The organism is Allofournierella massiliensis, assembly GCF_964241245.1.
In the GTDB taxonomy this organism is placed as follows: domain Bacteria; phylum Bacillota; class Clostridia; order Oscillospirales; family Ruminococcaceae; genus Allofournierella; species Allofournierella massiliensis.
Genome location: NZ_CAXSWZ010000004.1, coordinates 57,057 through 76,685 on the forward strand (window position 1 = coordinate 57,057; position 19,629 = coordinate 76,685).

The window sequence follows — 19,629 nt, forward strand, 5'->3', positions numbered from 1 at the left end:
TGTGGTTATAAAAGCCAGAGCCCGACCAGAAGTGCGGCGGGCAAACCGATCAGAAAGGCGATATCCGCCCAGCCGAACCGTACCCGGAAGGCCACAGCCCGGGGCGCATCATTCTGGAACCCTCGGGACTCCATAGCCATGGCGAGACTTTGGGAACGTTCCAGTGCGTGAACCAGCATGGGGAGGATTCGTTTTGGTGAAAAGGGTGTTGCCTTTACACCGCGAACCCGCAGTGCCACGCCCACGGTGCCGAACTCGCTACGCACCACCGGGAAGAAATGATAGGCAGCCAGAATGCCATAGGCAAATTTCGGGGGCAGATGGAACTGCTGCATCAGGCTCATAATCAGCTCCATTGGCTCGGTGGTAAACGCGAACAGCATGCCCAGGCCGCCGAAGGCCAGCACCCGGGCGGCCAGCTGGCAGGCACTTTTCAGCGAGCTGGCGTAGATCACCCGCTGGCCGAATACAGCGGTCTCCACCCCTTGTGCAGCCGCCTGACTGGGGAACAGCAGGCCGGTCATGAACATGCCGAAGGCAGCGATGAGAAACGGTGTGAGCGAGATGAACAGAAATTTCCGATCCACCCGCGGGGTGCATAGAGTTACCACCAGGCAGCAGCCTGCCACCACCAGATCCAGTCGGGTGTTGTAGGTGACCGAGAGCATCAGCGAAGCAATGATCAGGGTGAGCAGCTTGTAGGCGGGATTCAAAGCGCGCATGGGGCATGGCTCCTTTCCTCGGTATATTGGTCCAGCTGTTCCGGGCTGAGCAGCTGCATGCGGCCGTCCTCCAGCAAATAGATCCGGTTGGCAAAGCAGCGGGCCAGCGCCAGATCATGGGTGGCAATCACGGCGGTGAGACCCTGATCAATGCGGCGGCGCAGCAGCTCCATGATGAATTGAGTGGCCCGTTCGTCCTGTGCATAGGTGGGTTCGTCCAGCAAAAGAAGCGGCCGGTTGCCCGCCAGCATGGCCAGCAGAGCCAGTCGCCGCTGCTGCCCCTGACTCAGTTCATAGGGGGAGTGCTTGCGCCAGGCCAGCAGGTCAAATTCCTCCAGCAGTGCCCGGGCCTTCTGGCGCAGGGCTTGCTCTTCGGCTTTGGGCTCCAGTCCCCGCAGGGTGGTCAAAACCTCATCCTCCACGGTCAGGCTCAAAAACTGGAACCGGGGATTCTGGAACACCAGCCCCGCAGCGCCGTTTACTTTCAGGCTGCCCTTGCAGCGTCCGGCCCCGGCAAGGCAGGTGAGCAGGGTGGTTTTGCCGCTGCCGTTTCGCCCCACCAGCGCGGTAATGCCGCCTCGGGGAAAGTCAAAACTCAGATGCTCGGCCACCGTGGTTTTGCCCTGCAGCAGCCGCAGGTCTTTTGCCTGCACCATGGATTCCTCCGGCTGGGGCAGAGGCGCGGGAGACTGGCCCTCCAGCCAGCTGTCGTCCACAAACAGGCCACGTTCCCGGAACAGCTCCCGGTGGGCCTGCAGCTCCTCCGGAAGAATGCTTTCCGGCAAAAGGTTGCCGCTTTTGTCCATCAGCAGAATGCGGCTTAAAAAAGGCAGCCAGTAATCCGGCCGGTGGTCCACAACAAAGAGGGAAAGCCCCTGCCGGTTCAGCTGAGCCAGCTTCATCGAGAGATCAGCGCAGGAGCCGGGGTCCAGATTGGCAAAGGGCTCGTCCAGAATGAGCAGCTTTGCCTCGGTGGCAAGGGCGGTGGCTAGCGCCAGCTTCTGTTTCATTCCGCCGGACAGGGTGTGAATCAGATGATGCTCCACATCCTCCAGACCCACCAGTGCCAGCAGCTCCCGGGTGCGGGCACGCAGATCGCCCGGATAGTTGATGTTTTCCAGCGCAAACAGGATTTCGTGATCCACCCGGTCCATGCAGAACTGATCGTCCGGGTTCTGGAACAGGATGGACACACCCCGGGCTCGCTGGGCCAGCGGGTAATCCTCCAGAGGCTTACCCTCAAGAAGAATTTCGCCGCTCAGAGTTCCCGCGTAGGCAGGGTAAAGCCCGGCCAGGCAGTAGGCCAGACTGCTTTTGCCGCAGCCGGAAGGCCCCATCAGAAGCACAGCCTCCCCGGGCTGAATGGCAAAGGAGAGCTGCCGGAACACATCCTCCTTCTGATAGCGGAAGGTCAGGTCCCGGCAGCTGAGCACCGGCTTACTCATCCCGCATGGCCCGGCCCAGGGCATAGCTCTTCAGCAGACCGGTGCGGGCCAGACTGTCGCCCATCAGCTTGCACAGCACGCCGGAGAAGATAAAGGAGCTGATCAGGCGTACCACAAAGTATACCACCAGCAGCTGGGGTGCAATGGCCAGATAGTTGGAGCGCACGAAACTCCACAAAAAGCCGGTGATAGTGCAGCCCACAGAGGCCAGGTACATGGTGGTGCGGTCGAACCGCTTGTAGCGCCAGGCAGCGAACACCAGCTCAGCGCCCGCGCCCTGTACGATACCCGCCACGATTACCATAGGACCGTACATATTGCCCAGCAGCACCTCGATCAGGGAGGCCAGAACCTCAGCAATGATGGCTGCGCCGGGCTTCTGCAGAATGTAGGCGGCCAGGGTGGCAGCCATAAACCAGATACCGAAAATCATCTCGGTGCCCAGCAGCGAAACACCCAGAGGGGCAAAGATGGCGGTCAGAGGCGAGATCAGGTAAACGCCTGCCAGATAAACCACGCCGAATACCACACACAGCATGGCCACAAAAATAATGTCCTGCAGTTTCCAGGAATAGCTTGATTCTTTCTGTTTCATTGGTTGTTCCAACTCCTTAATTGCTGTTTTTGAATAATGAGGAATCATTCCGCCGTGGGGCTGTTCACCGAGAGGGTGAAATGCAGAATGTAATGGGGAACCGTTTGCTCCATGTGGCGGCAGACCGCATGCAGATAGTCAAACACTGCCTGTACATCGCCGTTGATGCGGGTGGCATAATGAACGCTGGTGGGATTCAGACCGGCATCCTCTGCCATGTGCCAGACCTCGGCAATGCGGTCGATGTAGTCGCTCACGCCCATGGGATACAGTGCCAGTTTGCACAGCACCGGGAAGTGGGCGCCGGCGATGGTCTGTGCATTGGGACCGGGGCCTTCCCGGGTGAGCAGGCTGTCCCCGTCGGTGTCACCGGGGCAGCCCTTGGAGAACTGGCCCTCCAGTGCCATGTGAACGGTGGGCTGCCATGCGTTTACGAACAGACCCTCCACCGCGTCCACCACGTAGGGCAGGCGTCCGCGGTAAACGGTGGAAAGTGCGTCCGACTGGCTCCACACCGCCGAGGTGTCGGTCTTTTCCAGCGCGCCCAAAATGATGGGCACAAAGTTCGAGTCCATGGGGTAGAGCGAGAAACGGCAGCCGGAGATATCCAGATTGGTGCCGCGGCCCGCCCAGGGCAGGTCCGGCCGGCTGCATCCGCAGCAGGTGTTGTTTTCCATAGCAATGATTCCTTCCTTTGCAAGAAATATAAAAGAAAAAGGGATGCCTTTCACCTGGAAAAGCATCCCTTTTACTGCAAGGTCTCGGTGCTCGCACTGAAACAGGCGGGCAGAACCGGGGCTTCAGAATTGCTTCCCTACGCTGGTATGAACCAGATCAGGTTCGTGGGGTCAGGTTTTACCTTCTCAACTCCGAAGAGTCCCCCCAGAATTCCAAAACTATTCAAATTTCGCTATTTACTATAACACCGGAGGAAAGTGCTGTCAAGCGGGGCAATTCAGTCCCCGCTCTCCAGCTGCGCCAGCAGGCCCTGGCAGCCGGCCAGCACATCCTGCCAGGTGCGCTCAAAATCGCCGGTGTACCAAGGGTCTGCCACCTCGCCTGGGCGGTCGGTGTAATCCATCAGCATGCGCAGCTTATGCTGCGGATCACCGCCGCAGATGCGGTTCATATTCCGCAGGTTGTTCTGATCCATACCGATCAGCAGGTCGAACCGGTCATAGTCTGCGGCAGTCATCTGACGGGCGGCATGGCCCTCGCAGGCAATGCCGTGCTCCGCCAGCTTGCGGCGGGCGGGGGGATACACCGGGTTGCCCAGCTCCTCCCGGCTGGTAGCGGCGGAGGCCACCTGAATCTGGTCCTCCAGCCCGGCCTGGCGCACCAGGTCCCGCATCACATATTCGGCCATGGGGCTGCGGCAGATGTTGCCTAAGCACACAAAAAGTATTCTGGTCATAGCACAATAATCCTTTCCGGGGAAATTTTGCGTTTTCGCTGTTTTATGGACCTATTGTAACCTGCTTTGCGTAAAATGTAAAACCCTGCGGCAAAGGAAGCTGCCCTTGTCTGCCCGGCGGTTCCGTGATAGGATGTTGAAAAGAGGAGGGGGCAAAATCATGGATCTTCGAGTGCTCAAATACTTCCTGGCCGTGGCTCGGGAGGAAAACATTACAAAAGCGGCGGCGCTGCTCCATCTGACCCAGCCCACCCTTTCCCGTCAGCTGATGCAGCTGGAGGAGGAGCTGGGGGTTAAGCTGTTTGAGCGAAGCCGCCACCGGATTATTCTGACCAACGATGGCATGCTGCTGCGCCGCCGGGCACAGGAGCTGGTGGATCTGGCGGACAAAACTGTGCAGGAATTCCGCCGGGAGCCGGAGCTGCGAGGTGTAATCTCCATCGGCAGCGGCGACCTGGAGGGCATGCATCTTCTGGCCGGGTGGCTGGCCTCTTTCCAGGCGCTTCATCCTCAGGTGACTTATCAGCTGTACAGTGGCAACGCCGACAACACCAAGGAGCGGATCGAAGACGGCATGCTGGATCTGGCCCTGCTGCTGGAACCGGTGGACATCAGCAAATACGACTTCATTCGCCTGCCGGTGAAGGAGCAATGGGGCGTACATGTGCCGGAGGATTATCCATTGGCGCAAAAGGAGTGTGTCACTGCAGAGGATCTTGCGCAGGTGCCCCTGATCTTTACCCGCCGTGAGATGATTCAGAAAGAGCTGGAGCATTGGATGGGTCCCTATGCCCAGCAGATGCAGGTGGCGGCCACCGGCAACCTGCCCTACAACATGACCCTTCTGGCTCGAGAGGGGATGGGAGCGTTTCTGACCATCCGGCTCCGCTGCAGCTATGAGGGACTGCGCTTTCTGCCCCTGTCGCCCGCGCTGGAGTCTAGTACGGTTCTGGCCTGGAAAAAGACCGAGACCTTTCCGCCTGCGGTGGCTGCACTGCTGGAACATATTAAAAAATGCCTTTTTGCTATTTCTGAAACTTCAAAATAAGTATTAGACAGTGATCTGAAAGCGATTTACAATGTAGATGTCCGGCCAGGGCATCTACATTTTGTTTTTTGGAGGGCGGCGTATGACCATTCAGGAGGCAAGCGAGCGATATCAGATTCCCATGAATATTCTGCGGGAATACGAGAGTTGGGGATTGTGCGGAGCGGTCAAAAAGGTGATGGGTGCCTGGCAGTACGACGATTCCGATCTGGAACGTCTGAGCGTCATCATGACCCTGCACGATATCGGCTTTTGCACAGAGGAAGTGGAGACTTACATGCGGCTGCTGCTGGAGGGCGAGGCCACCGGAGCCGAGCGCCTTCGTATGCTGGAAAAAAAGCGGGCCGCGGCCCTGGACGAGATCCACTTCAAGGAGCGGCAGCTCCAGCGTCTGGATTATCTGCGCCACGAGATTCGAAAAACACAAGCAGGAACAGGAGGCAAGTGATCAATGATCAAACAAACGGCAGGAAGAAACGGACTGGGCGACCTTGCGCCCAAATTTGCCCAGCTCAACGACGATGTGCTGTTCGGCGAGGTATGGTCCCGGGAGGATAAGCTGTCGCTGCGGGATCGTTCCATGATCACCGTGGTGGCACTGGTATCCAAGGGTATCACCGACAATTCCCTGAAATATCATATCCAGAATGCAAAAAATCATGGCGTGACCAAAACCGAAATGGTGGAGATCATCACCCACATCGCCTTTTATGTGGGTTGGCCCAACGCCTGGGCGGTTTTCCCCATGGTGCGGGAAATCTATGCTGAGGAGAAGGCTGATCCCTCGGATTCTCTGTTCGGCCTCGGTCAGCCCAACACTGCCTATGCGCAGTATTTCATCGGCAACAGCTATCTGAATCCACTGAATGCCGAGGGCGTGAAAGTGTGCAACGTGACCTTCGAGCCTCGCTGCCGCAACAACTGGCACATTCATCACAAGGGAGGGCAGATCCTGCTCTGTACCGATGGCGAGGGCTGGTATCAGGAATGGGAGCAGCCTGCCCGCAAGCTGCATCCGGGCGATGTGGTCTATATTGCACCGGAGGTCAAGCACTGGCACGGCGCCGCGGCGGATGAATGGTTCACCCACATTGCCATTGAGATCCCCGCACCGGGAGCTTCTAACGAATGGCTGGAGCCGGTGAACGACGACCAGTACAACAGCCTCGCCTGAGCCATCAGGCAGAGCCGGACGGGGTGGCCGAAGTGTGGCCGCCTGCAGCGACGAAGGAGAGGGCAGCGAATGGAATACAGAATCAACAAACGAACGGGTGATCGAATCAGCACGCTGGGGTTCGGTACCTCCTATATTGCCCAGGCGAATGAGGCGGATGCAGTCGCCACAATCCGCCGGGCCTATGAGGGTGGCGTGAATTATTTCGATCTGGCAACGGCGGAGGGGAAAACCTTCCCATACTTTGGCGCGGCCCTTGCCGACGTGCGCAAAAACGTGATGTATCAGGTGCATTTTGGTGCCGATTATCACACCGGCACCTATGGATGGACCACCGATGAGGAAGCCATCAAGCGCAGCATCGACTGGCAGCTGACCCGACTGCATACGGACTACATCGACTATGGCTTCATCCATTGTATCGACGAGCTGTCCGACTGGCAGGAATACCAGGACAATGGGGCCTATGCCTACCTGCTGCAATTGAAACAGCAGGGTGTGGTACGGCACATTGGCCTTTCCTCCCATACCCCGTCTACCATTCAGCGGGTGCTGGACGAGGCGCCGGTGGATATGCTGATGTTCTCGGTGAATCCGGGCTATGATTACCAGAAGGGCGAGTATGCCAAAGGCTCGGTGGAGGAGCGCACGGCTATCTACCGGCGCTGTGAGGCGGAAGGCATCGGCATCGCAGTGATGAAGCCCTTCTCCGGTGGTCAGCTGCTGGACGCTTCGCTCTCGCCCTTTGGTCAGGCGCTGACCCAGTACCAGTGCATGCAGTACGCACTGGACCGGCCCGGGGTCATTACGGTGCTGCCGGGTATGAGCAGCGTGGAGCAGGCCGAGCATCTGCTGGGCTTTTTCTGCGCCTCGGAGCCGGAGCGGGACTACTCTGTGATCGGCTCTTTCAGCCCGGCGGATGCGGTGGGCAAATGTGTTTACTGCAACCACTGCAAGCCCTGCCCGGTGGGAATTGATGTGGGCCTGGTGAACAAGTACTACGATCTGGCCCGGAACGGGGATTCCATGGCCGCAGAGCATTACCATGGCCTGGAGCTGGGCGCAGGGGACTGCATACAGTGCGGCCACTGCAACAGCCGGTGCCCCTTCCAGGTGGATCAGATGGCCCGCATGCAGGAGATTGCCTCCTATTTCGGTTGAGCACTTACAGAACAAACAAAAATGCCTGTGTTGCGGCAGCTTTCTGCCGGACACAGGCGTTTTTCTTATATTTCGGTGGACAGGCCCATCTCCTGCTTCAGTTCATTCAAAAAGCACTCGGCTGCTTTGGACAGAACCTGATAACGTTTCCAGATGATGGAGGCTTTTGCTTCAATCATGGGAGAAAGGGGGCGGAAACATAGATTGCTGTCTCCGCTCACATTGATCAGCTTGTCGAAGCAAACCGCATAGCCAAGCCCTTCCTCCACCAGCAGAGAGGCATTAAATACCAGATTGTAGGTAGCCACTACGTTCAGCTTTGTGATATCATGCCCGAACCAGTTGGATATGGGCCAGTCGTCGGTTTTCTGGGCGGAAAGAATGAGCGGCTTGTCCAGCAGATCCTGCGGTTGAATCACATCTTTTGCAGCCAGTGGAGAGTCCCTGCGCATCAAAACACCCCATGTATCGTGAACGGGGATCTTGATGGTACTGTAAACGTTGGTGTCCACCGGGCTGTAAACCACACCGAAGTCGATCAGCCCCCGGTCCAGATGCTCCTGAACGAAATCTGCATTTCCGCTGAGGATGTGATAGTGAATGTCCGGGTAGCGTTCCTGTATACGCCGGGCGGCTCTGGCAAAAATGCGGATCAGGTCCGATTCGCCCGTGCCGATGTATACGTCCCCGGCAACCACCTCGTTGGACAGGGAAATCTCGCTTTCCGTCATTCGAACCAGCTCCAGAATTTCCTCCGCCCGTTTGCGCAAAAGCATGCCCTCCTCAGTCAGCAGCACCTTGCGGGAGCCCTTGGTTCCCCGAATCAGCAGCTGCTTGCCCAGCTCGTTTTCCAGCGCCTTTAATTGGGTGGAAAGGGTAGGCTGAGAAAGATGCAGCGATTCTGCAGCCGAGGAAATATTCTGTTCCCGGGCTACCGCCAAAAAGTATTGCAGCACGCGAAGCTCCATGTTCACCACCTCCTGGTTCCAGTATAATTGAAAATTCTATAATTTTCAATTATGAAAATGCATCAAATATAAGTATTTGATATAGCATTTCTGCCGCTTTATAATGAAGCCAGAGATCAGGACCAACAAAGGAGGTTGTTGTATTGGAAAAGGAAATGTTGAAAGGAAAGGTAGCCATCATTACCGGCGCCAGTTATGGTATGGGTCAGACCATGGCAGAGTTGTTTGCCGAGGAAGGCGCTGCCGTAGTGCTTACGGCCAGAGGGCAGGAAAAGCTGGATGAGGTGGTGCAGGGCATTCGCGCCAAAGGCGGCCGCGCAGTGGGTGTAGTGGCGGATGTCTGCTCCACCGAGGATACACAGCGGGTGTTTGAGACCGCTCTGCGCGAGTTTGGGGATGTGGATATCCTCATCAACAACGCGGGAATCGGTGAACAGAAGATGATTGACGAGACCGATGATGACTGGATGCTGCTGGTGATGAACACGAACCTGGGCGGTCCCATGCGCTATATCCGCGAGGCTCTGAAAATCTTTATGCCTAAAAACGATGGTGTCATCATCAATATCTCCTCCGTGAACGGCGAGCGGCCCTTCTGTGGAGCTACCTATACCTCCACCAAGGGCGCGCTGAACACACTGACCAAGAATGTGGCTATGCGGCTCATCGACACCAACATTCGCTGCAATGCGGTGGCTCCCGGCGCCACGGTGACCCCGGCCCACATCGCCAACAAGGCCGGGGAGCAGCCCGGCGGTGCAAAGATGTTGGAGCACAGCGGGCATTTTGTGTATTTCCCCGGCCCAGAGTGTGACCCCATAGACCAGGCCTATGCCTGCCTGTTCCTGGCCAGCAAAATGGGACGTCACGTCAAGGGCCAGGTGATCCAGGTCTGCAACGGTGCATTCCTGTAAACAGCGGCAGCACGCTGCAGAAGCAACAGCGAAAAAACAAAAACGGAGGCAATTTGAATGATTCAACTGCTGATTGATCTGCTGACACCAATCTTCACATCAATGGGCGTCAGCACAACCGATGTGCAGACCTACGTGAACATGCTCAGCGGCTATATCTATACCATCATCGGACTGTTGGCAGTGGCTATCATTGTTATGGTGGCTGCCCATTTTCTGATAAAAAAGGAACGCGTCACGTGGTGTGCTGGAGCGCGGGACTTGCCTGGGTTCTGGCCGTGGCCATTATCGTCAACATTATGTGTTTTGGTCCGCTTTATAACAATCTTTCGCCCATCATGAACACCCGAGCTCAGGTGAGCGAGGAGTCGATTGCAAACAGCAAGGCGGTAATCAAAGAGGTCGGTGAGGAGGGCATGGTCCTTCTTGAGAACAACGGCGTTTTGCCGCTGACGGATACCACCAATCTGAATGTGTTCGGCTGGGCATCCACCAATCCCATTTTCGGTGGCACCGGCTCCGACTCTTCGGACAACAGCGCTTCGGTGGGGATTCTGCAGTCGCTGACCGATGCCGGTATTTCCTACAGTCGAAAAGAGGATTGCCGGGGCCACCTGCAGCAAAAATGTAATCAAGGATGAGCGCTGGTTTTTCATGCAGCTGCAGCCGAAAAGCTGCCTGTGATACAAACGGGAGGAAAAGAAATGTACCGATACGAACCGATTGAAGGGCTGCCTCTTGTCGAACTGGCGGAATGCCTGAATCTGGCTTTTTCGGATTACTATCTTCCAGTCCGGCTGAATGAGTCTGCACTTGCCGGAATCTGCAAAGCAAGCAGAGTGGATGAGAAGTTGTCCTTCGCTGCGTTCCAGGGAGAGCAGATGGTGGGGGCGCTCCTTCATTCCCGGGGCATTTACCGAGGAAAAACCGTGCTGTTTGATGTGGCTGCAGGTGTTATTCCGGAGCATCGAGGAAAAAAGGTCTTTACAAACCTCTTTTCATTTGCAGAGCAGGAAGCCAGACGTCAGGGCGTGGAGGCCTGCTGTCTGGAGGTGCTGCAGCAAAATGAAAAGGCAATTGCACTGTATCAGAAGGTCGGCTTTTCGATTTGCAGGGAGTTTGTTGTGCTGCGGGTGGATGATTTCTGCCCGACCTCTTCGGCTTCGCAGACTGTGGAATTTACAAATTATGAACCATTCCCTTTTCAGAGAGAAGCCGGTGGCTACTATCCGCTTCCTTCCTATGAACATTCGGATGATGTTATCCGGCATAATCCGGAACTATATGGAGTGGCATTTGTAAAAAGAGAAGTGGCGCCCGCATATTGTGTTTATGCAAAGGCGGATAGGAGGATCATCCAGATGGGGTGCCAAAACATTGAGGATCTGGAAGCGATTCTACGAAACCTGCTTATGCGCTATGGTTCAGTCACAGTGAAAAATATTGATGCAGGGAACGGGCGATTCTGGAATTGTTCGGCCGGCTCGGCTTCAAAGAGGTGGCAAGACAATTCGAAATGGAAAAGCGGATCGTTCCATAAGAAGTACAAAAAGGAGCCGAAGCAAACGCTTTGGCTCCTTTTGTGATCTGCAGGGTATCCAGGATAAAAATGAGATGCTGTGTCTGCCGTTTGGCTCATTCGTGAATTTTCAGATTGTGAAGCATCCGGATGAACGCTGGACTGTTATGGTCCACAATGCCACTGCGTCCGGTGTCCAAAGCGTCAATTCGTTCCATCTCTTCGGGGGTTAAGGCAAAATCCCAGATATCAAAATTTTGCTCCATGCGATTTTTGTGTACGGTTTTCGGGATGACCACAACACCTCGCTGAATGTTCCAGCGCAGCGCTACCTGAGCAGCAGTTTTGCCGTGGGAACGGCCGATTTCGGTCAATACAGGATTCGTGAAAAGCCCGAATTGTCCTTCTGCAAAGGGGCCCCATGCTTCGGGAATCACCCCATAGTCCGCCATGACTTTCATAGCTTCTTTCTGATGGAAGAAGGGATGAATCTCAACCTGGTCCACAGCAGGCTTTACGGTTACGGATTCGCAGAAGTCCAGCAACCGGGCAGCGTTGAAATTGCTTACGCCGATGGCCCGCAGGCGGCCTTCCTGGTATGCCTCCTCCATTGCCCGCCAAGCGCCGATGTAATCGCCCACCGGCTGGTGGATCAGATACAGATCCAGATAATCCAGACCCAGATTGGCCAGAGAAGTCTGAATGGCTTTTTTTGCCGCCTCATAACTTGCATCCTGAACCCACAGTTTGGTGGTAATGAACAGCTCCTCACGGGGAACGCCGCACTTGGCGATGGCGGCACCCACGGCTTTCTCGTTCATATAGGCCGCCGCCGTGTCAATGAGGCGGTAGCCGCTGGCAATGGCATCCAGCACTGCCTGCTCGCACTGAACCGGGTCTGGTACCTGGAAAACGCCAAATCCCTCTAAAGGCATTTTTACACCGTTGTTCAAGGTTACATAATCCATTTTCACACACTCCATTCGGATTTAACATAGTTGATGGTTCTGAAACCTATTATACCGGCAGAGGATATCAAAGTACAGAATTGGTTTCACATAGCAGTATTCGATAAACGAATACTGGATTGCTGCGGATGGAACACTTTGTTATAATGGAGCAAAAGGGGAGTGTTATGGATGGAATTGGAGCAACTGCGACAGCTGGTGGCCTTTGCGGAATACGGTACGCTCTCTAAGGCAGCGGAGGTGTTACACCTTTCGCAGCCTTCTCTGAGCCGGACCATGCAGGCGCTGGAAGAAGAATTGCAGGGGAAGCTTTTTGTCCGGCAGAAAAACCGCATTGTGCTGAATGAGACAGGATGGATTGCTGTGGAGCAGGCCCGAAAGGTTCTTTCTGCAGCAGAGGAGCTGGCCGAGCGGGTAAGGCTGGCCGAACGCTCCCGGCAAAGCATCAGCCTGGGGGCCTGTGCGCCGGTTCCCATTCAGGATCTGAGGCCACTGCTGCGGGAACTATATGGTGAAATCACCGTTTCTGCGGAGTTGAGGGATACGGATGGGGCGCTGCTGGAGGGACTTCGCCAGGGGGAATATCAGATTGTGGTTACCCACCAGAAGCCACCCGAGGATGATGCACTGTTTTGCTTCCCTTACCGGGAGGAGCATCTCAGCCTGCTGGTGCCTGCGGGGCACTCTCTGGCAATGCTGCCGGTTATTCATGCGAGCTACCTGGCCAACCAGAACCTTCTGCTCTATTCTGAGATCGGCTTTTGGGCGCAGGTTTGCCGGGAAAAGCTGCCCGAGGCGCATTTCCTTTTCATGAACGAATGGGATGCCTTTGGGGATCTTGCAGGGCTGGGGGCGTTTCCGTGCTTTGTTACAGATGCCTTTTCTCACCGGACGCAGGCTGTGAATAAGGTGGTGATTCCCATTGAGGATCGGGACTTTCAAACCACTTATTATTTTGTGTGTATGGTGCAGGAACAGGAAAAATTCCGTGAGCTCATCACTCGCCTTAAGGAAAAACGCTTCCGTAAAGAACCGCTGTAAGGGTGAAAAAGTTAATGTTCCTTATGCTTCTGAAAAAGGCCCGCTCTTCGGCAAAGAGCGGGCCTTAAACGAAATAAAAAACACCACAGCCGAAACTGCGGTGTTTACTGTTGGAACATCGAAACACTATAGAGGCCAAAGCATTTCGGAGATTGAGCAGCAGTGGGTGTGATGCCCTTGCCTTCTGTGGCAAATCATGTAGCAATATGCTATACTGAAACTGATCCATACGAATTTGGAAGGGAGCGGTATTGTAATGAATTGTCCATTTTGCGGAGCAGAAATGATACAGGGCAAAGTGTGCAGCCGTGGGGCATTATGGTGGCAGAGCGAATCGCATCGCCACCGTCTGAATGATGAGGGCGGTCTCGTGGCAAAATTGAATGGCTACAGGGTCACCGCATACCGCTGTGAGAAATGCAAAAAAATCATAGTGGATGATAAATAGGTAACGAACACAGACCCGAAGATATCGCTTATTAGTTGAAAAAAGGTCGTGAAATCAACGATTTCACGACCTTTTCTGGTGGACCTGGAGGGATTCGAACCCTTGACCTCTGCGATGCGAACGCAGCGCTCTCGCAAAGTGGTAAGTTTTCTGCCAACGGACTGCGGTGTATGGTATGCCAAAAATTGATTATACAGCATTTGCAGAAACAAAAATTTGTAATGGCTTTTTCTATCGACTTGTGACGCGGCGTTTTGCTACAAATGGGCACTGATGTGGGGATAACTTTTTGCTCAAATGGTCTTGCTTAATTTCGTTCAAACGAATATACTAATAATAATTGAGTGTAAGCCCATAAGAGAAACTTTGAGGTGTCACAAGTGAACGGATATATGACAGTGCAAGAAGCTGCTGAAAAATGGGGCGTGACCCCCCGACAAGTTCAAATTTTGTGCAAAGAAAACCGAGTTGCTGGGGCGGCGCGCATGAGTCGGATTTGGATTATTCCAGACAATGCAGAAAAACCGACAACTGATAAAAGAGGACAAGGTAGGGAAAGAAATGATTCTCAAAAGCACCATGTATCAAAAACAGAATATTGATTTATCTTCCGCACCTTGGACGATGCATGAGTTTTTTGCTGGCAGTGGTCTTGTTGCGTATGGTCTAAGAGAAATGTTCTCTCCCGTTTGGGCAAATGATATCAGCGAACAGAAGGCCGCCGTTTATGAGGCTAATTTTGGGCGTGAGCGGTTTGTGCTGGACGACATCAAGAATATCAGGGGGAGCAACTTACCTTTCGCTCACCTCTCCTGGGCCAGTTTTCCTTGTCAGGATTTGTCTCTGGCTGGTTCTATTGGCGGAATCCATGCGTCCCGCAGTGGCTTGGTTTGGGAATGGCTACGGGTACTGGACGAGATGGACGAAAAACCTAAGATTCTTTTGTTGGAGAATGTGGCGGGATTGCTGTCTACAAACGGTGGTGACAATTACCGTGTTCTTCATCTGGCGCTCGTAGAGCGAGGATATCGTTGCGGGGCCATCTTGCTGAATGCTTCCCATTTTGTGCCCCAATCCCGACCGAGGGTGTTCATTATTGCTGTACAAGAAGACTGTTCTATTCCAAAGGAATTAGTTGGGGATGAACCATGCTGGCTACATAATAATGCAGCGATACAACTGGGCCACGAACTGCCGGGCTGGGTGTGGTGGTATACAGAAAAACCTCCGCGCCGTGTTGTGTCTCTTAAAGATATTGTGGAGGACAGCGCGCCATTTGATAAAGATGACGTTTTACGGCTGGTTCCCGAGCGGCATCAAGCAAAATTGCGTGCGCACGATGCCGTATACGCCACAGGCTATCGTAGGACGAGAAACGGAACACAGCAGTTGGAGCTGCGTTTTGATGGGATTGCGGGTTGCTTGCGAACGCCAGAAGGCGGGAGTAGTAAGCAGTATCTGGTGGTCAAGAAGAACGGCCAGACTCACGCGCGTCTCTTGACCGTGCGCGAAGCTGCCAGACTGATGGGGGCACCAGACAGTTTTCTACTTCCGGGTAGCTATAACGACGGATATAAAGCGATGGGTGATGCCGTGGCCGCACCGGTCGCACGGTTTATAGGAGAGCGTTTCCTGACAAAAATTGCGGAGGCTGTATACGATGATTAGTCCTGAAGAACGCCTGAAAGCGTTTCAATCTGAAAACCATATCACCACGAAGGGGCCCCTGTCTTTGGTCGTACAATTTACCCGTATGGTGAAAGATAAGGACTTTCCGCTGAATCCAGATGACTTCCAGACGAGCAGTAAAGGGCAGGTTGCCGGGCTTGGTGGAGCCAATCTGAAAAAGATACTAAAAGAACACGGCATTACCCAACAGTTGTCCTCCGAAGGCGGGAGAACCAGCCGGGGTAGCATGGGCCTGATGATTAAGTACGTGGACTTTTTGAACGAATGGAATGCAGAAGAATCCGTGGATTTTTCCGTGATCGAGGACTTTTGGGCCGAGCAGGTGCGTGAATACTTTAGAAATCAGCCGTTCGTTCTGACTGCAGACACGTCTAAAACTATCGGAGCAAATCTGGATGAACTGTTTGAGCAGGCGAAAAAACGCCAGAGTCAAAATCCCGGTACACAGTATCTCGGTACTGTGTTGCAGCATCTTGTCGCGGCGAAGCTTTGTTTGATCATGCCGGAAAACTCTTTCGAAATTCACGGGGCATCCGTTGCCGATGGTCCCACGGATCGCAACGGCGATTTTGTCATCGGCAGTACGGTCATCCATTGTACGACCATGCCTGGCGCCTTGCTGATTGAAAAATGCAAGGCTAATCTCCGCGCTGGTTGCCGTCCCGTCATTATCACGATTTTTGAGCGCGTACATACCGCTCTTAATCTTGCCGAAGACGCTGGATTGGCCGGACGCGTAGAGGTATGGGATGTTCAGCAGTTTTTATCTGCTAACGTTTATGAGCATAGCCTTTTCGACGAGACAAGGCGAAACTCTACTCTCTCCGGAATAATCGACCGATACAACAAAATTGTGCTGGAGGCAGAAACAGATCCCAGTCTCCGCATAGAGTTTGAAGCCAGGTGATTTGTAGTGGCGGATATTTTCGATGCGGAAAAACGGTCCGACATCATGCGACAGGTCAAGTCCAAAAAGAATAAGTCCACTGAACTGCGTTTGATTGAAATATTCAAGCATAACGGAATCACAGGCTGGCGAAGAAACTATCAAGTAAAGGGACATCCCGATTTTGTATTTCCCAAGGAAAAGATCGCTGTGTTTGTGGATGGTTGCTTCTGGCACGGACATGATTGTCGGAATACACGTCCCGCCGACCATCAGGAATATTGGCAGAAGAAACGTGAACGGAATATGAAGCATGACCAAGAGGTAACCGCACTATTTAAGGCAAGAGGCTGGATTGTATTGTGGATTTGGGAGTGCGAGTTGAAGAAGAAAAATGAAGAGTTCTTAAGTGAGAAACTATTAAGCTTGTTAAATAGTGAAAGAACCCTTATGTCCAAGGAGGAACCATAGTTATGCCGGTTGCAGCGGTAGACTTATTTTGTGGTGTAGGCGGTCTCACCCACGGATTGGAACTCGCAGGGGTTCCTGTAGTTGTAGGTGTTGATGTTGAAAATTCATGCAAATTTGCATATGAACATAATAATCGTGCACGATTTGTTTTGCGCGATGTTACTCAACTTGCAAGCGATGAATTAGAAAACTACTTTCCTGAAGGAACTACAAAAATACTTGTGGGATGTGCCCCATGTCAACCGTTTTCCACATATTCGCTTAGATACAATAAAAACGGTAAGAAGGACGATAAATGGCGGCTGCTATACTACTTTGCCAATTTAGTTGAAGCCGTACTTCCGGAAATAGTATCTATGGAAAATGTTCCGCAACTGTCCCACGAACCAGTTTTTAACGACTTCATTAGCAAGTTACAAGAACTACAGTACCATTGCTGCTGGAAAATCGTTAACTGCGCTGACTATGGCGTTCCACAAAGCAGGCGACGATTGGTTCTTTTGGCATCAAGGCTTGGAAATATAGAATTGATTCCTTCGTTATTTGACGAGGAACATTATTTAACGGTTAGAGATGCAATTGGAAACTTACCATATCTTGAAGATGGTGCAGTCGATCCTGACGACCCTCTTCATAGAGCCAGTCGATTATCGCAAACAAATAGACGAAGAATTCGGCAATCAGTGCCAGGTGGATCATGGAAAGATTGGGATGATGATTTAAAATTACCTTGTCACAAAAAAGCTTCTGGTAAAGGGTATCGTGCAGTATATGGTCGTATGGAATGGGATAAGCCATCGCCGACAATTACTACCCAGTACTATGGGTATGGAAATGGTCGCTTTGGGCATCCTGAACAAAATCGAGCTCTCTCTATGCGTGAAGGCGCATTATTGCAATCCTTTCCACCGGAGTATCAATTCCTTGATCCCGAACATTTTGAGACCAATCGAAGTATCGGCGTACACATAGGCAATGCCGTCCCTGTAGAATTGGGGCGAGCAATAGGACTTAGCATTATGGATCACTTAAATAACATGGGGGTGAGATAATGTCTACTAAGCAGGTCACTATTAGCGAGGCGCAAAAAGTTGCTGCTGAAGAGCAAATTAGCAAATTGAGGAAAGAAATTGACTATAACACACGCGATTATACGATAGACTTCTTAATCCAACAATTTAGGTCTGATGAGTTTTATATTCCCGACGAATATCAACGACAGTATATTTGGAATGAGGCGGACAAAAATCGATTTGTAGAGTCAATTCTTTTAGGACTACCTATACCGCTCATGTTCTTTTCTGATACTGAAGATGGCCGTTGTGAGATAATTGACGGAGCGCAGCGAACTCAAGCTATGGAAGAGTTTATGTCTGGCGACTTAGTTTTATCTGGTCTGAAAAAACTTAATTCATTAAACGGCTTTTCCTACAACGATGTACCAGCCTATTTTCGCAAGAAATTTGATAAAACCAATATGCGAGTAATTGTGTTGTCTGATGATACTTCATTGGAAATCCGGCAGGAAATATTCAACAGAATTAACACAACAGGAAGAGAGGCTAAGCCAAGCGAAGTCCGTCGAGGGAGTTTTAGGGGTCCATTTATGGATTTCTTAATGTCATGCACTGAAGACGATGTATTCAAAGAAGTGTGTCCTATAAGCGATACTATGAAAAAACGGTATGAGCAGTTGGAATTGGTGATTAGATTCTTTGCATTTTTAGACCATTATCAGGAGTTTAATCATCGCGTTGATAGTTTTTTAGATGATTACATTGAGAGCACAAAAGATTCTTTTGACGGCGAAAAAATGAAAACAGAATTTGATCGAATGCTCAGTTTTGTAAAAAAATACTTCCCATTTGGTTTCGCGAAGACTTCACGGGCCAAATCTACACCAAGAGTTCGCTTTGAAGCTATCTCTGTTGGAGTCGCATTGGCCTTGCGTGAAAAGCCTGACTTGGTTCCTCAGTCGATGGAATGGCTTGATTCGGAGGAGTTCAAACGCCATACAACTACCCATGCCAGTAATTCCCCTGTAAGGGTAAGCGGACGCATTCTTTATGTAAAAAATATGCTTCTTGAAGGTGCTGATTAATGCAAGCTATTTTTGATATGTTTGATGAGCGTGTTCAAGAAATTGACTTGTATTTCGAAGCGATAAAGGAATTAGACAGGGGCTCTATTGGACACGCTACCGATACTCACTATTTTAATGAAGAATTTATAAAAATATTAAAAGCCAATACTTTGCTCATGATCTACAACCTGGTGGAATCAACCGTAATGGGGGGGATCCTTGAGATATACGATAAAGTTAAACAGGAAGGTCTTACTTATTCTGGAGTTAGGAAAGAAATCAAGGATATTTGGTTTGCATATAAATTCATGCAGGTATATGATCAGCAAGCTCATTTTAACTCATACAAGAGCAAAGCGCTTGAAATTATTAATTCTATACTTAATGGAGAGATAATTGAATTAGATAGAAAAGCCACAGCCATTAGTGGAAACCTTGACGCACAACAAATACGGAATGTATGCAATGAGCATGGAATCAGATTTAGTGCTGAAGAAGGAAGCCGAGGTGGTATTGTTCTTGAGACAGTAAAGGAAAGACGAAACGATCTTGCTCATGGGACCTTGTCCTTTGCAGAATGCGGCAGAGATTATAGTATTGATCAGCTTATTGATATAAAAAAAGAAACAGTCCTATTTTTGAAAGGGCTTTTAACTGGCATGAAAAAATATTACGATGAGCAACAATATAAACTTTGAAAATACCACTATTTCATCGGAAATATTCATAAAAGGCTGGCTATTTTTGCTTACGTGTGCTATTGTGTCTTGCTACAAGGAGGCGAGACGCATGAACAACACACTGAAGCTACTGTATGACAGATTGTATACCGCTTTACCCATGTCAGAGGCTGAGCAGGAAATCGAAACTTGTCACCGGCAACTCATTGAGCGCCTGGAAAAACCCGAGAGAAAACTGGTGCTCCGAATCATGGACGCACAGGGCCTGATTGCAGAGGAACGCTCCGTGGACAGTTTCCTTTGCGGGTTTAAATTGGCGTGGGAACTGGCATATGAACTGAATCACTTTGAAATGGACAGGCATCCATCTCCGGAAGAAAAAGCGGAGGTGGATGCCTGATTC

The 19,629-nt window shown here is 52.0% G+C and carries 26 protein-coding genes and 1 riboswitch; of the genes, 19 read left to right on the top strand and 7 right to left on the bottom strand.

Annotated features, from left to right (window positions below):
* Positions 1-5: 5 nt before the first annotated feature.
* The 5 genes from ACESYO_RS03465 to ACESYO_RS03485 all read right to left on the bottom strand — a co-directional run bounded on the left by ACESYO_RS03465 (position 6) and on the right by ACESYO_RS03485 (position 4,176).
* Positions 6-722: an energy-coupling factor transporter transmembrane component T family protein gene (locus ACESYO_RS03465; RefSeq protein ID WP_058962903.1), complete on the bottom strand. Its 717-nt coding sequence runs from the start codon at positions 720-722 to the stop codon at positions 6-8.
* Entirely contained in the window at positions 710-2,167 is a 1,458-nt protein-coding gene (locus ACESYO_RS03470; protein WP_373209565.1) for an ABC transporter ATP-binding protein, read from the bottom strand. Before ACESYO_RS03470 ends, ACESYO_RS03465 begins: the two co-directional genes overlap by 13 nt.
* Entirely contained in the window at positions 2,160-2,762 is a 603-nt protein-coding gene (locus tag ACESYO_RS03475; protein WP_058962905.1) for an ECF transporter S component, read from the bottom strand. The genes ACESYO_RS03470 and ACESYO_RS03475 overlap by 8 nt, the downstream gene beginning before the upstream one ends.
* A 44-nt stretch (positions 2,763-2,806) precedes the next feature.
* Complete coding sequence (locus tag ACESYO_RS03480; RefSeq protein WP_058962906.1) at positions 2,807-3,439, bottom strand: YkoF family thiamine/hydroxymethylpyrimidine-binding protein; 633 nt, start codon at positions 3,437-3,439, stop codon at positions 2,807-2,809.
* 117 nt (positions 3,440-3,556) lie between these two features.
* A riboswitch (TPP riboswitch) is annotated at positions 3,557-3,656 on the bottom strand.
* A gap of 61 nt (positions 3,657-3,717) precedes the next feature.
* Positions 3,718-4,176, bottom strand: a complete 459-nt coding sequence (locus tag ACESYO_RS03485) for a low molecular weight protein-tyrosine-phosphatase (protein ID WP_373209564.1) — start codon at positions 4,174-4,176, stop codon at positions 3,718-3,720.
* A gap of 160 nt (positions 4,177-4,336) precedes the next feature.
* Between ACESYO_RS03485 and ACESYO_RS03490 the strand changes: the two genes are divergently transcribed.
* The 4 genes from ACESYO_RS03490 to ACESYO_RS03505 all read left to right on the top strand — a co-directional run bounded on the left by ACESYO_RS03490 (position 4,337) and on the right by ACESYO_RS03505 (position 7,559).
* On the top strand, positions 4,337-5,224 hold the full coding sequence (locus ACESYO_RS03490; RefSeq protein WP_058962908.1) for a LysR family transcriptional regulator: 888 nt from the start codon (positions 4,337-4,339) through the stop codon (positions 5,222-5,224).
* Positions 5,225-5,306: 82 nt separating this feature from the next.
* Positions 5,307-5,672, top strand: a complete 366-nt coding sequence (locus tag ACESYO_RS03495; protein WP_058963080.1) for a MerR family transcriptional regulator — start codon at positions 5,307-5,309, stop codon at positions 5,670-5,672.
* Positions 5,673-5,675: 3 nt separating this feature from the next.
* On the top strand, positions 5,676-6,398 hold the full coding sequence (locus ACESYO_RS03500) for a carboxymuconolactone decarboxylase family protein (RefSeq protein ID WP_373209563.1): 723 nt from the start codon (positions 5,676-5,678) through the stop codon (positions 6,396-6,398).
* A gap of 69 nt (positions 6,399-6,467) precedes the next feature.
* Complete coding sequence (locus ACESYO_RS03505; RefSeq protein ID WP_058962910.1) at positions 6,468-7,559, top strand: aldo/keto reductase; 1,092 nt, start codon at positions 6,468-6,470, stop codon at positions 7,557-7,559.
* Positions 7,560-7,624: 65 nt separating this feature from the next.
* Here ACESYO_RS03505 and ACESYO_RS03510 read toward each other — a convergent pair whose 3' ends face one another.
* Positions 7,625-8,527: a LysR family transcriptional regulator gene (locus ACESYO_RS03510; protein WP_373209562.1), complete on the bottom strand. Its 903-nt coding sequence runs from the start codon at positions 8,525-8,527 to the stop codon at positions 7,625-7,627.
* A gap of 143 nt (positions 8,528-8,670) precedes the next feature.
* On the opposite strand from ACESYO_RS03510, the gene ACESYO_RS03515 reads away from it, so the two are divergent.
* From ACESYO_RS03515 to ACESYO_RS03530, 4 genes are all read left to right on the top strand, one after another.
* Positions 8,671-9,441 (top strand): SDR family NAD(P)-dependent oxidoreductase, encoded by a 771-nt coding sequence (locus ACESYO_RS03515; protein WP_087183955.1) that lies wholly within the window; start codon positions 8,671-8,673, stop codon positions 9,439-9,441.
* Positions 9,442-9,498: 57 nt separating this feature from the next.
* Positions 9,499-9,783 carry a hypothetical protein gene (locus tag ACESYO_RS03520; RefSeq protein WP_132587331.1) on the top strand — a complete coding sequence of 95 codons (285 nt, stop codon included), beginning with the start codon at positions 9,499-9,501 and terminating at the stop codon, positions 9,781-9,783.
* Positions 9,780-10,082: a hypothetical protein gene (locus ACESYO_RS03525; protein ID WP_373209561.1), complete on the top strand. Its 303-nt coding sequence runs from the start codon at positions 9,780-9,782 to the stop codon at positions 10,080-10,082. The genes ACESYO_RS03520 and ACESYO_RS03525 overlap by 4 nt, the downstream gene beginning before the upstream one ends.
* Before the next feature lie 63 nt (positions 10,083-10,145).
* Positions 10,146-11,027, top strand: coding sequence for a GNAT family N-acetyltransferase (locus ACESYO_RS03530; RefSeq protein WP_373209560.1), 882 nt, complete (start codon positions 10,146-10,148; stop codon positions 11,025-11,027).
* Positions 11,028-11,076: 49 nt separating this feature from the next.
* Here the strand turns inward: ACESYO_RS03530 and ACESYO_RS03535 are convergent, their stop codons facing one another.
* Entirely contained in the window at positions 11,077-11,928 is an 852-nt protein-coding gene (locus tag ACESYO_RS03535) for an aldo/keto reductase (protein WP_373209559.1), read from the bottom strand.
* Positions 11,929-12,099: 171 nt separating this feature from the next.
* Here ACESYO_RS03535 and ACESYO_RS03540 point away from each other — a divergent pair, with 171 nt between their 5' ends.
* From ACESYO_RS03540 to ACESYO_RS03590, 11 genes are all read left to right on the top strand, one after another.
* A complete protein-coding gene (locus ACESYO_RS03540; RefSeq protein ID WP_373209558.1) occupies positions 12,100-12,969 on the top strand; it encodes a LysR family transcriptional regulator in 870 nt (289 codons plus the stop codon).
* A 256-nt stretch (positions 12,970-13,225) separates the two neighbouring features.
* A complete protein-coding gene (locus ACESYO_RS03545; protein ID WP_373209557.1) occupies positions 13,226-13,417 on the top strand; it encodes a PF20097 family protein in 192 nt (63 codons plus the stop codon).
* A gap of 35 nt (positions 13,418-13,452) precedes the next feature.
* Positions 13,453-13,662: a hypothetical protein gene (locus tag ACESYO_RS03550; protein ID WP_373211198.1), complete on the top strand. Its 210-nt coding sequence runs from the start codon at positions 13,453-13,455 to the stop codon at positions 13,660-13,662.
* A gap of 147 nt (positions 13,663-13,809) precedes the next feature.
* Positions 13,810-14,019 (top strand): DNA-binding protein, encoded by a 210-nt coding sequence (locus tag ACESYO_RS03555; RefSeq protein WP_082382827.1) that lies wholly within the window; start codon positions 13,810-13,812, stop codon positions 14,017-14,019.
* Positions 13,997-15,085 carry a DNA cytosine methyltransferase gene (locus ACESYO_RS03560; RefSeq protein ID WP_373209556.1) on the top strand — a complete coding sequence of 363 codons (1,089 nt, stop codon included), beginning with the start codon at positions 13,997-13,999 and terminating at the stop codon, positions 15,083-15,085. The genes ACESYO_RS03555 and ACESYO_RS03560 overlap by 23 nt, the downstream gene beginning before the upstream one ends.
* Positions 15,078-16,013: a DUF4928 family protein gene (locus ACESYO_RS03565; protein WP_087181409.1), complete on the top strand. Its 936-nt coding sequence runs from the start codon at positions 15,078-15,080 to the stop codon at positions 16,011-16,013. The genes ACESYO_RS03560 and ACESYO_RS03565 overlap by 8 nt, the downstream gene beginning before the upstream one ends.
* Before the next feature lie 6 nt (positions 16,014-16,019).
* The gene (locus tag ACESYO_RS03570) at positions 16,020-16,463 is read left to right on the top strand and encodes a very short patch repair endonuclease (RefSeq protein ID WP_373209555.1); all 444 of its coding nucleotides are present in this window, start codon (positions 16,020-16,022) and stop codon (positions 16,461-16,463) included.
* A 2-nt stretch (positions 16,464-16,465) separates the two neighbouring features.
* The gene (locus ACESYO_RS03575; protein ID WP_373209554.1) at positions 16,466-17,515 is read left to right on the top strand and encodes a DNA cytosine methyltransferase; all 1,050 of its coding nucleotides are present in this window, start codon (positions 16,466-16,468) and stop codon (positions 17,513-17,515) included.
* Positions 17,515-18,564: a DUF262 domain-containing protein gene (locus ACESYO_RS03580; RefSeq protein ID WP_373209553.1), complete on the top strand. Its 1,050-nt coding sequence runs from the start codon at positions 17,515-17,517 to the stop codon at positions 18,562-18,564. Before ACESYO_RS03575 ends, ACESYO_RS03580 begins: the two co-directional genes overlap by 1 nt.
* Positions 18,564-19,244 (top strand): MAE_28990/MAE_18760 family HEPN-like nuclease, encoded by a 681-nt coding sequence (locus ACESYO_RS03585; RefSeq protein ID WP_373209552.1) that lies wholly within the window; start codon positions 18,564-18,566, stop codon positions 19,242-19,244. The genes ACESYO_RS03580 and ACESYO_RS03585 overlap by 1 nt, the downstream gene beginning before the upstream one ends.
* A 91-nt stretch (positions 19,245-19,335) precedes the next feature.
* Positions 19,336-19,626, top strand: a complete 291-nt coding sequence (locus ACESYO_RS03590; protein WP_337944597.1) for a DUF6809 family protein — start codon at positions 19,336-19,338, stop codon at positions 19,624-19,626.
* Positions 19,627-19,629 lie beyond the last annotated feature (3 nt).